Annotated in this window: 14 protein-coding genes; 8 read left to right on the top strand and 6 right to left on the bottom strand. The window is 58.3% G+C overall.

Going from position 1 to position 14,332, the window contains the following annotated elements:
• Positions 1 to 13: 13 nt before the first annotated feature.
• On the bottom strand, positions 14 to 985 hold the full coding sequence (locus tag HMPREF1261_RS08385) for a DUF3710 domain-containing protein (protein WP_023030633.1): 972 nt from the start codon (positions 983 to 985) through the stop codon (positions 14 to 16).
• Positions 986 to 999: 14 nt separating this feature from the next.
• Entirely contained in the window at positions 1,000 to 1,473 is a 474-nt protein-coding gene (gene dut, locus HMPREF1261_RS08380; protein ID WP_023030632.1) for a dUTP diphosphatase, read from the bottom strand.
• 103 nt (positions 1,474 to 1,576) lie between these two features.
• Between dut and HMPREF1261_RS08375 the strand changes: the two genes are divergently transcribed.
• Positions 1,577 to 2,038 carry a DUF3093 domain-containing protein gene (locus HMPREF1261_RS08375; RefSeq protein ID WP_023030631.1) on the top strand — a complete coding sequence of 154 codons (462 nt, stop codon included), beginning with the start codon at positions 1,577 to 1,579 and terminating at the stop codon, positions 2,036 to 2,038.
• Between the two features lie 529 nt (positions 2,039 to 2,567).
• Here HMPREF1261_RS08375 and HMPREF1261_RS08365 read toward each other — a convergent pair.
• Both HMPREF1261_RS08365 and HMPREF1261_RS08360 read right to left on the bottom strand, forming a co-directional pair.
• Complete coding sequence (locus tag HMPREF1261_RS08365; RefSeq protein ID WP_005278945.1) at positions 2,568 to 2,858, bottom strand: DUF4193 domain-containing protein; 291 nt, start codon at positions 2,856 to 2,858, stop codon at positions 2,568 to 2,570.
• A gap of 111 nt (positions 2,859 to 2,969) precedes the next feature.
• The gene (locus tag HMPREF1261_RS08360) at positions 2,970 to 3,857 is read right to left on the bottom strand and encodes an inositol monophosphatase family protein (RefSeq protein WP_034658189.1); all 888 of its coding nucleotides are present in this window, start codon (positions 3,855 to 3,857) and stop codon (positions 2,970 to 2,972) included.
• Here HMPREF1261_RS08360 and ppgK point away from each other — a divergent pair.
• Together ppgK and HMPREF1261_RS08350 are read left to right on the top strand one after the other, a co-directional pair.
• A complete protein-coding gene (gene ppgK, locus HMPREF1261_RS08355; RefSeq protein ID WP_023030628.1) occupies positions 3,856 to 4,614 on the top strand; it encodes a polyphosphate--glucose phosphotransferase in 759 nt (252 codons plus the stop codon). The two genes, HMPREF1261_RS08360 and ppgK, sit on opposite strands and share 2 nt — an antisense overlap.
• Before the next feature lie 197 nt (positions 4,615 to 4,811).
• On the top strand, positions 4,812 to 6,293 hold the full coding sequence (locus tag HMPREF1261_RS08350) for an RNA polymerase sigma factor (RefSeq protein WP_023030627.1): 1,482 nt from the start codon (positions 4,812 to 4,814) through the stop codon (positions 6,291 to 6,293).
• Positions 6,294 to 6,438: 145 nt separating this feature from the next.
• Here the strand turns inward: HMPREF1261_RS08350 and HMPREF1261_RS08345 are convergent, their stop codons facing one another.
• Positions 6,439 to 8,202, bottom strand: coding sequence for a DEAD/DEAH box helicase (locus HMPREF1261_RS08345; RefSeq protein ID WP_023030626.1), 1,764 nt, complete (start codon positions 8,200 to 8,202; stop codon positions 6,439 to 6,441).
• A complete protein-coding gene (locus tag HMPREF1261_RS08340) occupies positions 8,199 to 8,450 on the bottom strand; it encodes a DUF3039 domain-containing protein (RefSeq protein WP_005278940.1) in 252 nt (83 codons plus the stop codon). The genes HMPREF1261_RS08345 and HMPREF1261_RS08340 overlap by 4 nt, the downstream gene beginning before the upstream one ends.
• 138 nt (positions 8,451 to 8,588) lie before the next feature.
• On the opposite strand from HMPREF1261_RS08340, the gene HMPREF1261_RS08335 reads away from it, so the two are divergent.
• The 5 genes from HMPREF1261_RS08335 (at position 8,589) to HMPREF1261_RS08315 (ending at position 14,241) form a co-directional block, all read left to right on the top strand.
• Positions 8,589 to 8,972: a DUF3099 domain-containing protein gene (locus HMPREF1261_RS08335; protein WP_023028868.1), complete on the top strand. Its 384-nt coding sequence runs from the start codon at positions 8,589 to 8,591 to the stop codon at positions 8,970 to 8,972.
• A gap of 39 nt (positions 8,973 to 9,011) precedes the next feature.
• Positions 9,012 to 10,589, top strand: a complete 1,578-nt coding sequence (locus HMPREF1261_RS08330; RefSeq protein ID WP_023030625.1) for a methyltransferase — start codon at positions 9,012 to 9,014, stop codon at positions 10,587 to 10,589.
• A 41-nt stretch (positions 10,590 to 10,630) separates the two neighbouring features.
• Positions 10,631 to 11,074, top strand: a complete 444-nt coding sequence (gene dtd, locus HMPREF1261_RS08325; RefSeq protein ID WP_023030624.1) for a D-aminoacyl-tRNA deacylase — start codon at positions 10,631 to 10,633, stop codon at positions 11,072 to 11,074.
• Between the two features lie 360 nt (positions 11,075 to 11,434).
• Entirely contained in the window at positions 11,435 to 12,829 is a 1,395-nt protein-coding gene (locus tag HMPREF1261_RS08320; RefSeq protein WP_005278931.1) for an HAAAP family serine/threonine permease, read from the top strand.
• 38 nt (positions 12,830 to 12,867) lie between these two features.
• Positions 12,868 to 14,241, top strand: coding sequence for an L-serine ammonia-lyase (locus HMPREF1261_RS08315; RefSeq protein ID WP_023030623.1), 1,374 nt, complete (start codon positions 12,868 to 12,870; stop codon positions 14,239 to 14,241).
• The last annotated feature ends 91 nt before the right edge of the window (positions 14,242 to 14,332 follow it).

Raw genomic sequence — 14,332 nt, 5'->3', positions numbered from 1 at the left:
CGTTCTGCTTTACTTACTTATCGGTATCGGGGTTAGACCCCTTGTCTTTGTCATGTGCGGGAGATTCATTGTCCCCCTTGGGTGGCTGCGCGCCCAAATCGCGCAGTTGCTGTTCGGCTTCCGCCTCAGCTGCGGGATCGGGGCCGCCTACCCCGTTTTCTGGGTGACCTTGGGCCGCCTGCCCCTGGGAATTTGCGCCTGATTGGTCCTGCTGACGCTTTTCCATGGCTTGTTTGACCTGCTCCACCAGCTGCTTGGGCATGATGACCGGCAGTGCATTGCCCGCCAAAATGGGATCTTCACCGCGGTAGACAAAGGTGCGCGATGCTACATCGCGCGCGATCTGCGCCAAATCCTCTTCAAGGCCGGTAGGTGCCGCAAGAGTCAAGCGCAGCATCCACCGCGGGCCTTCGGCGCCAATGACGCGGAGCTGACCGTTGTCATTCTTGCCGACGATCTCCAGCCCCCAGGGGCCTTGCTCCGTGGTGACGGATAGACCATCGCGGCTCATGCCTTCCTTGATTTCTTCCACGGATTCAGCCCACTGGCCAGGCTTGCGCGGCGCTGCAAAGGCAACGGGAGTAATACGGCCCGCCTTGGTGACAATGTGCAGCATCTTCGGGCCTTGTTCGCCCATTTCTACCTGGACCTGGGAATCCTTGGGCAGCGGAATGCGCATCGAGCCAAGATCAAGGATGCCGATGGAAGAATCAGAAAAGTCAAAGTCTTCGATATTGACGGAATCGCCATCGAAGGGACCGGTTTCGCCATTTACGGCGTCGTGGGCAAACTCCGTTGGCACCTGTCCTGAGGCTGCGGCGGCATCGGCAGCCGTGTCTTTTACGGATGCAAAGGAACTCGATTCAGCCGAAGCCGAGCCTGCGGAATCAGCGGCAGGCTCTTGCGGCTGCGATTGCCGTGAGTCCTCCGGCTCTTCTTTCCGGTTGTCATCGTTTTTCTTTTTGCCAAATGGCCAAATACCCATGTGTTTAAACCTTTCTACACCCCGGTTGATCCGTAGCCGCCGGTACCGCGGTCGGTCTCATCCAAGTCTTCTACTTCGCTAAAATCCATTAGTTCTACACGCTGTACCACGAGTTGAGCGATGCGCATGCCGCGCTCGATCTCGATCGGGGTGTGGGGATCGTGGTTGATCAGGCACACCTTGATCTCCCCGCGGTAGTCAGCATCCACGGTACCCGGCGTATTGACAATGGACAGCCCATGTTTGGCTGCTAGGCCGGACCGCGGATGGATTAATCCCACGGTGCCCAGCGGCAAGGCCATGGCTATACCGGTGCCGACAAGGGCGCGTTCGCCAGGTTGGAGGGTAAGCGCCTCGGCAGCATAAAGATCGGCGCCGGCGTCACCCCGATGCGCCCGAAATGGCATCGGCAGCCCTTTATCGAGGCGCTTAATTTTGACGTCTCCTACTGGCGTTAGTTCCTGCGGTAGCGAATTCGAATCAGTCACTTAGCCAATCCTACCTGCCCCAGCCGGTTCATTCTGCGCCTGGAGTGGACTAGACTGCCTAGGCGTGTCTGATATTTCTGCTCCTCAACCCGCTGCCCCGAAAGTGTTGTATCGCGAACGCCAATGGGTGCCGTGGTACTTCTGGATTTTTGCAGCAATCGTCGTGGCTTTAACCTCAGCTACGGCCGGACTCAACCGCTCTGTGTGGTGGACCATCGTTCCCGCTGTCTTGCTCGGCGCCATCGCTATCTGGGTGCTCATCACGTGGTCTGGGACCGTTGTTCAAGTAGAACAAGATGAAGATGGAACGCGGTGGCTGCTCGTCAAAGACGCACAGCTGCCCAATGAGGTTGTCTCTCGCTCGATTACCGTTCCAAAGTCTGCGCGCCATAACGCACTGGGCCCGCAATTCGATCCGGCCGCATTCTTGGTCTCTCATGCCTGGATTGACGAGCACGCCATGATGGTCCTCAATGATCCTGAAGATGACACCCCATATTGGCTCATTGCCTCGAAAGATCCAGACCAACTGCTCCGCGCCTTCCTGCCGGAGCAGCACGCTTAAGCTTCATGGGTTTCGGCGGAGCTTTAGGCAGAACTCAGAAAGATGGAAAACCCTGGATACCGCCGTGGTGGTTTTCCTTCGTGCTACTGCCGCTAATGGTCATCGCTGAATTCTACGTCAGCCAAGTAACCGGTTGGCGGGGAGTGTCCTCATCCAACGTGGAAGGAGTCTCTTGGAGCGAAGTGAGCTCTGACGGCATCGTCCTTCACGTAGTGGGGTACATGGCTTTTTACTTCGTTCTAGTCATGCCCATCTTCTTGGTTCGTCGATACCTATGGGAGAAACGGCAAAAGCAAGGGAACGAACCGGATGAAAAGGGCAAAGACGAACAGCCTTAGATATAGCTGGATAACTGAGGGGGCCTGCCCCCGAAAGTAGAGGCCCCGGGGAGTTAGCTCCCGCGCACATTAGGTGTCTGCTAAACAAGGAAAACTTCACACCCCGCCACGTTTGCCTGTGCAAACTGCGGCGGGGTGAATCTTTATTTGGGTTGTGCGCAGTAACGGCTAGCTAGGCCAATACTGGCTGTTTAGGCACAATCCTTACAGATGGGCATGCCATCTTCTTCGTGCGAGTAACGCTTATTGGACTGGACCAAAAAGCAGGATCCGCAGGTAAATTCGTCTTCTTGGCGGGGAACGACCTGTACGTTGAGTTCCTCGCCGGTGAGGTCAACTGATGGCGGCTGGAATGCTTCGACGATTTCGCCATCGTCATCCATGCCATTGCTTTCGGGTTCAGCTGCTTTCAGTCCCTCTAAAGAGTCAGTTTCAAGTTCGTCTTCTGCACCGCGGCGCGGTGCGTCATAATCGGTGGCCATACTGCACGCCCCTATAAGTCGAGTTGCTTTAGGAATAGTTGTTTATCGATCGCGCATAGTAAAGGACAAACACCGATATGTCATCCTGCTGCTAAGAAATTCTTAAATCCTTCACCCCCGCATCGCTTCCTTAGCGCCATGTGCTGCCAAAAGTTCCTCAAATGCGGGTGCCAAATTCACCCCCGCAGCCCAGGTTAATTCACCATCGGCGGACCCCTTGTCCAGCCCTGGATGGTGGACTTTAGCTCCTGCCTCGCGGGCGATGAGAGCACCGGCGGCAAAATCCCAAGCGTTAATGCCGTGCTCGAAATAGGCATCTACGCTCCCCTCGGCCACGCGGCACAAATCAAGGGCGGCTGCGCCGATGCGGCGGATATCGCGGACCTGCGGCAGCAACTTGGTCAGCAGTTCCGCCTGTTGCTTGCGCCGCTGTGCGCCATAGCCAAATCCTGTCGCAACCAAGGAAAGGGCGGGGTCATCTTGTTCACCGCACCGTAGCGAGGACCGCGTGCCATCCGCAGTGGTAACCGTGGCACCCTCGCCTGCCGCTGCGGAATACACCTGCCTCCGCGCCACATTGACCACTGCACCCGCTACCAGGCGGCCATCGTATTCCGCACCGATGGAGACCGCGTAGTCCGGAATGCCGTAAAGGAAATTGACCGTGCCGTCGATGGGGTCCACGATCCACCTGACCCCGGTCGTCCCGTCGAAGCTCGCACCTTCCTCACCTAATAAGCCATCGCCAGGGCGGCTTTCCTTAATCGTGCGCGTAATGAATTCCTCAGTGGCGGTGTCGACCTCCGTCACCGGGTCGACGGCGCTCGATTTCGTCTGAGTATGTGCCGCAATACCATCACCAGCAACCAAATCTGCACGGCGAGAGCGAATAAGTTCAGCCGCACGCAGTGCGGTAGATTCCGCAAAATCTCGCAACTGCAGAAAATCTATGTCATGATCCATGCCAACCATTGTGCCTTCTTCTACACTTGCGAGCATGACTACTCATACTGGCCACTCATTTGGCATCGATATCGGCGGCTCCGGCATTAAGGGCGCAGAAGTCGACCTCAAAAACGGTGAATTCGTGGGTTCGCGGCTAAAGATCCCTACCCCACAGCCGTCCACACCAGATGAGGTAGCCACGGTAGTAGCCCAAATTGTGCGCGAAAAAGAGTGGGACAAGCCCGTCGGCATCACGTTGCCCTCGGTAGTGTCCAAGCACACGGTGCACTCTGCTGCCAATATCTCACCTGAGTGGATCGGAGTAGATACCACCGAGTTGTTTTCGCGTTATCTAGACGTTGACTTTGTGGTCTTAAATGATGCCGATGCCGCAGGACTTGCGGAAGTCGCGTATGGAAACGAGTTGGCTAAAACCGGGCCAGTCATCTTTTTGACGCTGGGAACCGGTATCGGATCGGCTTTCTTCCTCAACGGGCAGCTCTTCCCCAATACCGAGCTTGGCCACCTCACGGTGGGAACTAACGAAGCCGAGGCGATCGCGTCCTCCGCCGCCAAGGAACGCGAAGGGCTGAAGTACAAGGAGTGGGCACCTCGGCTCAATCGAGTGCTGCAGGAATACGAGAAATTATTTAACCCGCAAGCATTCCTGATCGGGGGTGGCATATCTCGCAAATTCCACAAATGGGGACCCCACTTAACCATTGATACCCCCGTTATGCCTGCACAGTTGCAAAATCGTGCGGGTATTGTAGGTGCAGCGATGGCGGTATTGGAAGGCCTAGAGCCATAAAATCGCCGTTGCATTAACCCTATCTACCGGCATTGTGTAAAAATCGCCTATACTGGGCGGTCGATCCAAAATTGCATGGCTCTCGGGCGTGTCTGACCTGCATAAGGCCTACACCCGCTAGCATTTCTTAATGCTATTGCCACCCTGTGCGGGTGCGGTGAGCTATTCCCATCAAGTAGTAAGTCGAAAGGGCGTACGTGGCAGCCACTGATTCTTCAGACCAGGCACTCGGCGAGGACGATAAGTCTGTCGAGGCATCTACTCCTGCAAAGAAGACCGCCAAAAAGACGGCAAAGAAAACGGCGAAGAAAACCGCCAAGAAGACAGCTAAAAAGACGGCGAAAAAGACTGCCAAGAAAACGGCGAAGAAAACCGCCAAGAAGTCGGCGAAGAAATCAGCCAAGAAAGCTGTCAAGAAGACCGTGCGAGCCTCTGCGACGGAACCGCAAGACTCCCCTGCAAACTCCGCGGAGAAAGCGCCGTCGGAGGAGGCAGAGGACGCAGAGGATCAGCTCGATTCCGTTGAGCAAGATGCCCCTGCGGATGACGTCGACTTCGACCCAACTCATGAGGACATCGAAGAGGACGAATTCGATGCCCCCACTGACCTCGATGAAGACGATATTCAGGAAGAGTTGGGCGAAGAAGAAGACGAGGACGAAGTAGAAGATACGTCCTCTGTCTGGGATGAGGAAGAATCCGTCGCCCTGCGCCAGGCGCGCAAGGATGCACAGCTGACCGCCTCCGCCGACTCCGTGCGCGCGTACCTCAAGCAGATCGGTAAGGTTGCCTTGCTGAATGCTGAGCAGGAGGTCTCTTTGGCAAAGCGCATTGAGGCCGGCCTGTACGCGCAGCACCGCATGGACGAGATGGAAAAGGCTCGCGCGGAGGGCGATAAGGCTGCCAAGCTCTCCCCCATGGAAAAGCGCGACCTGCGCAGCATCGCGAGGGACGGGCGCAAGGCTAAGAATCACCTGTTGGAGGCCAACCTTCGCCTTGTGGTCTCCTTGGCCAAGCGCTACACCGGCCGCGGCATGGCCTTCTTGGACCTTATTCAGGAAGGCAACTTGGGTCTTATCCGTGCGGTGGAAAAGTTCGACTACACCAAGGGCTATAAGTTCTCTACCTACGCCACGTGGTGGATCCGCCAGGCCATTACCCGCGCCATGGCAGATCAGGCTCGCACCATCCGCATCCCGGTGCACATGGTGGAGGTCATCAACAAGTTGGGCCGCATCCAGCGCGAGCTGCTGCAGGACTTGGGCCGCGAGCCCACCCCACAGGAGCTCGCGAAGGAAATGGACATCACCGAAGAAAAGGTGATGGAGATTCAGCAGTATGCGCGTGAGCCCATCTCGCTGGACCAGACCATCGGTGATGAGGGCGATTCTCAGTTGGGTGACTTCATCGAGGACTCTGAGGCCGTCATCGCCGTCGATGCCGTGTCCTTCACCTTGCTGCAGGACCAGCTCCAGGACGTGCTGACCACGTTGTCCGAGCGCGAAGCTGGCGTCGTGCGCCTGCGCTTCGGGCTTACCGATGGCATGCCGCGCACTTTAGACGAGATCGGCCAGGTCTACGGCGTTACCCGCGAGCGCATCCGTCAGATCGAGTCCAAGACGATGTCAAAGCTGCGTCACCCCTCTCGTTCGCAGGTATTGCGCGATTACCTCGACTAGATAACTCGCCCGCCTCGCACAGCATTAAGGCCGCACCACGGTGGTGCGGCCTTTTATGTGCCTTTCCCTCCTGCGGGGCTGGCGTCGCGAAAGAAGCGCAGCGCCAGCAAGCCGGCCGACAGCCAACCGGCGATAAGGAGGCTTGCTACCACTTGCGCAAGTAGTTGATGCGCTCGCGCAATTGGTCCGCGCTACACAACGCGGTGGGCGGTCCGCCGCAGGCCTTGCGGACCTCGGTGTGGATGGCACCGTGCGGCCGGCCGGAGCTCTGCGCGGCAATGGAGACCACCGTGTTGAGCTCCTTGCGCAGCGCGCCGAGCTCATCCACCACGCCGGTATCCTCCGCGGCATCGGACTCTTGCTGCTTCGCGGCAGGCGCATGGCCCATGCCGTAAATCTTGCGGCGGTGGGCCTCTTCTGCCTCGGCTGCCCGGCGCGCCTTTTCCTCGGCCTCGCGGCGGTCCATTTCCTCGGATTGCTTCTTGCGCAGGAGGTCTTTGACCTGGTCGGCATCGAGGAGCCCGGGGATGCCAAGGAAGTCGGCTTCCTCATCAGAGGTCATATCGCCGGTATTAAACTGCGAGCCGTTATAGAGCAGGCCAGAGAATTCGGCTTCGGCGCCTAAGGACTCGTAGGACTTTTCCAGCATGTCCGGTTCGGTCTTTTTCTGGTTTGCCTGCTCGAGTAGCTCGTCGTCCCAGCCTTCTTTCTCGGTCTTTTCTTTGCCCAGGACGTGGTCGCGGGATTTTTCCATGTGCTCGGCAAGGCCGAGCAGCACGGGGACGGAGGGCAAGAATACCGAGGCGGTTTCACCCGGCATGCGGGAGCGCACGAAGCGGCCGATTGCCTGGGCGAAGAACAAGGGGGTTGACGCGGAGGTGGCGTAGACGCCCACCGCGAGGCGGGGCACGTCAACGCCCTCGGACACCATGCGAACGGCAACCATCCATTCATCGGTGGAGTCCGCAAATTCTTGAATGCGGTCCGAGGACCCTGGGTCATCGGACAAAATGACCGAGACCGGGGTATTGGAGAGTTGCTTGAGGATCTTCGCGTAGGCGCGGGCGGTGGTCGTATCGGAAGCGAGCACGAGGCCGCCGGCATCCGGCATATTGCGCCGCATCTGCATGAGGCGGGTGTGCGCCGCCTGCAGCACGGCGGGGATCCATTCACCCTTGGGGTCGAGCGCGGTGCGCCAGGCGCGCGCGGTTTGTTCCACGTTCATGATGTCGCCTAGGCGCGCGGAGTGCTCCTCCCCGGCGGAGTCCCGCCAGCGCGCCTCGCCAGAGTAGGACAGGAAGACGACGGGGCGCACGACGCCATCGGCAAGCGCATCGCCGTAATCGTAGGTGTGGTCGGCCCGCGAGACCTTGTGGCCTTCCCCATCGTCCTCATAGCGCACAAAGGGGATGGGCGATTCATCGGAGCGAAACGGCGTACCGGTCAGCGCAAGGCGGTGGTTGACGTCGTCGTAGGCCTCCTTGACGCCATCGCCCCAGCTTTTGGCGTCGCCGGCGTGGTGGATCTCGTCCAAGATCACCAAGGTGCGCCGCGCGGAGGCAACGGCGCGGTGCTTGAAGGGATGCATGCCCACTTGGGCATAGGTCACCACGATGCCATCCATGCTGGGGTTGACCGCAGAGGAATTCGTGAAGGCAGGATCCAAGGCCAAGCCCACCCGCGCGGCGGCGGCAGACCACTGCGTCTTCAGGTGCTCGGTAGGCACCACGACGATGACGCGCTCTACCGTGCGGTCTTCCATAAGCTCCGTTGCGATGCGCAGAGCAAAGGTGGTTTTACCCGCACCTGGGGTCGCCACGGCCATAAAGTCTTGTGGCTTGGTGGCGAGGAATTTATCGAGGGCTGATTGCTGCCACGCGCGGAGGTTCGTCTTCTTAAACGTCCTCACTTGCGGCGAAGACCCTTAAAAACGCGTTCGCAATCGGGGCATACCGGCGAGCCCGGCTTTGCTTGTTTAGTTACCGGGAAGGTCTCACCGCACAGGGCAACGACGTACTTGCCGTTGACCGCGGAATCGAGAATCTGATCCTTTTTGACGTAGTGGAAGAACTTCGGCGTGTCATTATCCGTCGTCGAAGTGTCTTCACGAATATCTGGCCGTTCAATTGTCTTCGTAGTCGTAGTCACGCACCCCATTTTGCCGCATCAGCATCGAACTTTGCGAGTCATGCGTCTACCCTTGGAGAACATGCACACTCTACGCATTCCAACGCCGGCTTTCCCGTCCCCTGTTGTAGGGTTACACGCCGCGCTCCAGGGAGGTGCGTAATTTAAGTGTTTGGCAAAAAGGAACGTTTTCTCATCACGGATGCCAAGCTCTCGCCCGCACAAGATCGCAGGCGCCGGGAGCTGTGGTACGGCTTTTTCCAATTCTTGCGCGTGCCATCGCTGCTCATTGCCGGGGTCTTTTTGTACCTGCATTGGTGGTTGCTCGCGGCGATTATCGTGGGCGTGACTTTTCCTTTGCCGTGGATTGCCGTGGTCATTGGCAATAGCCGCGGTGAGAAGAAGGACAAGCGGGATAAGAATGTCTATAAACCCGCGATGAATCGTCAGCTATATTCGCAGTATCAGAACCAACAGATTTCCCGCGGTGGCTCCAAGGCAATCGAATCTCAGCATTCCGTTATTGATCATGACGATACTGCCTCCGACTAGCCACATCATCAGCACGACTGGAAAGGATCTTCTCCCAGCATGACGTCCTTTGGCCCTCATTTCGATGCCGCCGCGCTGCGCAATCTTGCCCCAGAGCTAGCGGAGGCTTTTTCGCAGGCCGGTTTTACTACCGATGGTTTAGCGGGGCATTTGGGCCCGGAGCTTACGGAGGCCCTCTACCGCGGTGAGCCTGCCGCGGTGGCGCGCGGCACCGCCGGTAATTCCCAGCTGGATACGCTCATCCGCTTCTTCCTGCTACATGAGCATCTGCCTGCCACGCTGCTTGCCGATGCCCTCGGGGCCCGCCTTGCCGCCAAGCTCCTGGATGCCGGCGTGGCGCTTTCCGATGATCGCGGCAGCATCTACATTGCCCTCGATATCCGGCCCCATATCATCGTCGGCTCCAACCGCCTCGTCTTTTCCGATGTCGATGCCTCGCTCGTGGATCACGTCCCCGGCGCGGATCACGTCTTGGGAGTCGGGGCGGCAAGCCTCTCACTCTTGCAATCGACGCCGGTAAGCCCGGTATCAACGGTGCTCGATCTGGGCACCGGTTCGGGAGTGCAATTGTTGGGTCAGCTCGAGTGCGCGCGCAGCATTACCGCGACGGATGTCCACCGGCGCGCGCTTGATTTGGCCGGCGCTACCGTCGCCGCCGCGGGAGCTAGTACGGAGGTAGAGCTAGTTGAGGGCTCGTGGTTCGAGCCCGTTGCGGGGCGCACCTTTGACCGGATTGTTGCCAACCCACCATTCGTCGTTGGCCTCCCTGAGGTGGGCCATGTCTACCGCGATTCTGGCCTGAACTTGGATGGGGCCAGCGAATTGGTGGTATCCCAGGCAGTGGATCACCTCACCCCGGGCGGAACCGCGCATTTGCTCGCCGCCTGGGTGCATACCGGTGGGCAGACCTGGCAGCAGCGCGTGGCCTCGTGGCTGCCGGATAAGGGTGTGGCTGCCTGGATCATTCAGCGGGATGTCGCCGATCCTTCCCTCTACGTATCCACCTGGCTGAAGGATGAATCGTTGGATGTGCGCAGCGATGAGGGCAAGGCGCGCTCAAAGGCCTGGCTGGATCATTTCCACCACCACGATGTCACGGGAATCGGGTTTGGATTCGTCGCCATCCAAAAGATCGCCGAAGACGCGCCCTCCGATATCTTGGCCGAAGAAATGCCACAGCACTTTAGCGATCCTTTGGGCCCTGAGGTGGAAGAATACTTCGCCCGCGTGGCCTGGCTGCGCGACTTGGTTCCTGGTGAGTTGGAGGGAAAGCACTTCCAGGTGCGCCCTCAGGTGGCCAAGGAAGAAGTCAGCGTGGCCGATACCGATAATAAACAAGGATTTAGCCGGGCGGTTATCCGCTTGACGCGTACCGATGGGCCCCGGTGGAGCCACGAAGTCGATGAACACTTGGCAGCAATCGTAGCTGGCTTATCTCCCCATGGGCTCAACCTTGGAGAGACCGTTGGCCTGTATGCGGTGGCGCACGGCTTCGATGAGGCAGAACTGACCGCGGCCGCGCTTCCCGCCATTATCGATCTGGTTCGCCACGGCATGCTCATTCCCGCCGATCTGTTGCTTGAGGATGATGCTTCCCCGGCTGCCCACACTGAATAGCACTGAAGAGCACTGAATAGCCAGGAAAGGAAGGTACAGGCATGCGCGCAGTACTAACCCGCGTATCCGAAGCAGCTGTCACCGTTGCGGGCGAGACCGTCGGCGCCATCGACTGCCCTGAGACCGGCGGGCTTTTAGCCCTCGTCGGTGTCTCCCGGGAGGATTTAGCCGATTGGAAACCGCGTGCAGAAAAGATGGCCCGCAAGATAGCGGAGCTGCGCATCCTAGACGGTGAAGTATCGGTTGCAGATGCCGGAGCCCCAGTCTTGGTGGTCAGCCAGTTCACGCTGTATGGCCGCACCGCCAAGGGGCGGCGCCCATCGTGGGCCGATGCTGCACCGGGAGAAGAGGCCGAGCCGGTCATCGAGTACATCATCGAGCGCCTCCGCGAGCGCAATATCGCGGTCGAATCAGGCCAATTCGGGGCTATAATGCGCGTATCTTCCGTCAACGAAGGCCCGTTTACAGTTTTGGTCGAGACCTAATTTCCTCTCCTGCATTTTCTCTTCATCCGACGCCTACCTGCACGAGCGCCCGCCCACACCCGCGGCTGTCTATGAGCTAGCTCGCACAACCGCCCACTTTGTTCAACAATGCATACCTCTGGGTGCCGCGCAAGCTTTTTTAGAGTGATAATTAACCTACTCAAAATGTAATAAATTATTATCAACCAGCATCACCGCGGGCTTATACTTAACGTGTAACGAAGCGAATGGGCTGGACACAAGCTGAAAAAATAATTTCAGTCCCTTTCCCTCGCACGCTGGTGAGAGAAAATCTTTTCTCACTCCAGGGTGACAGGAGCCCTCAAGCTTCGGTCAACCCCATGCAGAGGAGGAAAGAAAATGTCCCACAAGCTCTTGCGCCACGGACAAGTCGAACACCCGGAACACGACGCGCAAATTCCGGAACAACTACCCGCAGAAGAAAAGCCACCCGCTGACGGCATAGAGACCCCATTTGCGGGCCAAGAAGGTGCTCCAGCGTGGAATAAGGAAGACACCGTATGGATGCTCTCCCTGTTCGGCACCGCCATTGGCGCCGGCGTACTCTTCCTTCCCATTAACGCTGGCATCGGCGGCATCATCCCGCTTCTTATCATGACCGTCGTCGCCTTGCCGATGACCTACTGGGCCCACCGCGGCATGACCCGCCTGGTCCTTTCAAGCTCAAAGCCAGACGGCGATCTCACCGACGTCGTGGAAGAACACTTCGGCGTTAAAGCCGGCGTGTTGATGAATATCCTCTACTTCCTCTCCGTCTACCCCATCCTCTTGGTGTACTCGGTAACCATCACCAACACGGTGAACTCCTTCCTGGATCACCAGCTAGGTATCACCCCTCCAGATCGCTGGCTTACCTCGCTGGTTCTCGTCGGCGGCCTCATCCTCGTCGTGCGCATGGGTAAAAACGTGGTCGTCCACGTCATGTCCTACTTGGTCTACCCATTCATCGGCATCCTGGTACTACTCTCGCTGTACCTCATCCCCAAGTGGAATACTGCACTCTTTGACAGCTTCGACCTCAGCGTCGCGCGCGAAGCCTCCGGCCACAGCATGGGCATTACCTTGATGCTCTTGGTCCCGGTCATGGTCTTCTCCTTTAACCATTCGCCCATGATTTCTTCCTTCGCCGTCGACCGCCGCCAAACCTACGGCAAGTACGCGGAATACAAGTCCCGCAAGATCTTGCTCCGCGCGGAAATCCTCATGGTCGTCGTCGTGATGTTCTTCGTCTTCTCCTGCGCGCTCAGCCTTTCTCCTGCAGATATGGCCGAGGCTAAGGAACAAAACATCACCATCCTGTCTTACCTGGCCAACCACTTTGACAACCCCCTCATCCAGTGGATTGCCCCCATCATCGCCATGATTGCCGTAGCCAAGTCCTTCTTGGGCCACTACCTCGGCGCTGCAGAAGGCTTTGAAGGCCTCCTGGTCAAAGGCAGCAAAAATGCCAATAAAGATGATGCAGAATCCAGCCACAAGCTCGACACCATCACGCTCGTCTTCATGCTGGTAACCGCATGGCTCGTTGCCTGGGCGGATCCTTCCATCCTCGGCATGATTGAAACCCTCTGCGGCCCGACCATCGCCATCATGCTGTTCCTCATTCCGATGATTGCCATCCACAAGGTTCCAGCACTCGCCCGCTTCAAGGGCAAAGCCTCCAACTACTTCGTCTTCATCATGGGCCTCGTTGCCCTGGCCACCATCATCTACTCCATCGTGCAGGCTTTCTAAGCAGCACCCACTTCTCAGGATTTTCCAGGAGAAAAACCATGTTCATCAGTATCTTCGATATGTTCAAGATCGGCATCGGCCCCTCAAGCTCACACACTCTTGGGCCAATGAAAGCCGGTAAGGCCTTCGTCGACGAACTCAAAGAAAAAGGCCTCATGGATAAGGTCACCCGCGTCCAGGCCAACGTCTACGGCTCCCTATCCTTGACCGGTGTGGGCCACTCCACCGATAAGGCCATCCTGTTGGGCCTGGCCGGCGAAGAACCAGAAACCGTCGATATCGACGGCATCTCCGCCTTCATGAAAGAGGTCAACCAGACCGAAACGCTCCTGCTCGGTGGCACGCACACGGTGAGCTTCCCCAAGGACGGCGGATTCTACTTCCACGATGAATACCTGCCCATGCACGAAAACGGCATGTGCCTTATCGCCTTTGCCGGCGAGGAAGACATCCTGCACAAGACCTACTACTCAGTGGGCGGCGGGTTCATCGTCAAGCAAGAAGACTTCGCCATGCGCACCCAGGATTCCGTCGAGGTCCCATTCGCTTATTCCAGCGCCGAAGAACTACTGGCGCTGTGCGAAACCAATAATATGACACTGCCGGAGCTCGGTCGGGCCAATGAAAGGGCGCTGCACAGCGATGAGGACATCGACGAGCACCTGCGCAAGGTCCGCGATGTCATGTACACCGGCATCAAGCGCGGCTCCACCACCGATGGCCCGCTCCCCGGTGCCCTGCTCGTACCGCGCCGCGCCGCCGCCCTGAAGCGCAGGCTGGAACAATCCGACCCGCACGATGGCCTCAACATTTTGAGCTGGGTAAACATGTTTGCCCTGGCCATTTCGGAGGAAAATGCCGCCTGTGGCCGCGTCGTCACCGCGCCGACTAATGGCGCATGCGGCGTCGTGCCTGCGGTCCTGGCCTACTTCGATGAATTCGTCGAGCCAGTCACCCCGAGCATGTTCGCGGACTATATCTTCGCCTGCAACCACATCGCCGCGCTGTACAAGATGAACGCCTCCATTTCCGGTGCGGAAGTTGGCTGCCAAGGAGAAATTGGCGTCGCCTGTTCCATGGCAGCAGCCGGGCTGGCCCAACTGATGGGGGCGACACCGGAACAGGTGTGCGTGGCTGCCGAAATCGGTATGGAACACAAATTGGGCCTGACGTGTGACCCAGTCCTAGGCCAGGTGCAAGTCCCCTGCATCGAGCGCAACGCCGTAGCTGCGGTAGACGCCATTACCAGCGCACGCATGGCCCTGGACCGCGAAAGCAAGCCGTGTGTCAGCCTCGATGAGGTCATCTGGACCATGTACAACACCGGTAAGGACATCAACGCCAAATACCGGGAGACCTCACAGGGCGGCCTAGCCCTAGCGGTGCACCCGCCCATTCCGGTATGTGGTTAATGCCGGCAACCTAGGCTCCGGAAAGAGCGCCTTTAAAGGAGGCGAGTACTTGGGCACGGCCGGGTACTCGCCTCCTTTGTCGTTACTTTGT

Origin of the sequence: Corynebacterium sp. KPL1818 (assembly GCF_000478135.1) — a bacterium.
In the GTDB taxonomy this organism is placed as follows: Bacteria; Actinomycetota; Actinomycetes; order Mycobacteriales; family Mycobacteriaceae; genus Corynebacterium; species Corynebacterium accolens.
This window is presented reverse-complemented; position numbering and strand designations above follow the sequence as displayed.

Coding starts and splice junctions, on each gene's coding strand:
- HMPREF1261_RS08330 (WP_023030625.1), top strand. CDS start 9,012: ATGACGTCCTTTGGCCCTCATTTCGATGCCGCCGCGCTGCGCAATCTT.
- dtd (WP_023030624.1), top strand. CDS start 10,631: ATGCGCGCAGTACTAACCCGCGTATCCGAAGCAGCTGTCACCGTTGCG.
- HMPREF1261_RS08360 (WP_034658189.1), bottom strand. CDS start 3,857: ATGCTCGCAAGTGTAGAAGAAGGCACAATGGTTGGCATGGATCATGAC.
- HMPREF1261_RS08315 (WP_023030623.1), top strand. CDS start 12,868: ATGTTCATCAGTATCTTCGATATGTTCAAGATCGGCATCGGCCCCTCA.
- HMPREF1261_RS08340 (WP_005278940.1), bottom strand. CDS start 8,450: ATGGGGTGCGTGACTACGACTACGAAGACAATTGAACGGCCAGATATT.
- HMPREF1261_RS08385 (WP_023030633.1), bottom strand. CDS start 985: ATGGGTATTTGGCCATTTGGCAAAAAGAAAAACGATGACAACCGGAAA.
- HMPREF1261_RS08320 (WP_005278931.1), top strand. CDS start 11,435: ATGTCCCACAAGCTCTTGCGCCACGGACAAGTCGAACACCCGGAACAC.
- HMPREF1261_RS08365 (WP_005278945.1), bottom strand. CDS start 2,858: ATGGCCACCGATTATGACGCACCGCGCCGCGGTGCAGAAGACGAACTT.
- ppgK (WP_023030628.1), top strand. CDS start 3,856: ATGACTACTCATACTGGCCACTCATTTGGCATCGATATCGGCGGCTCC.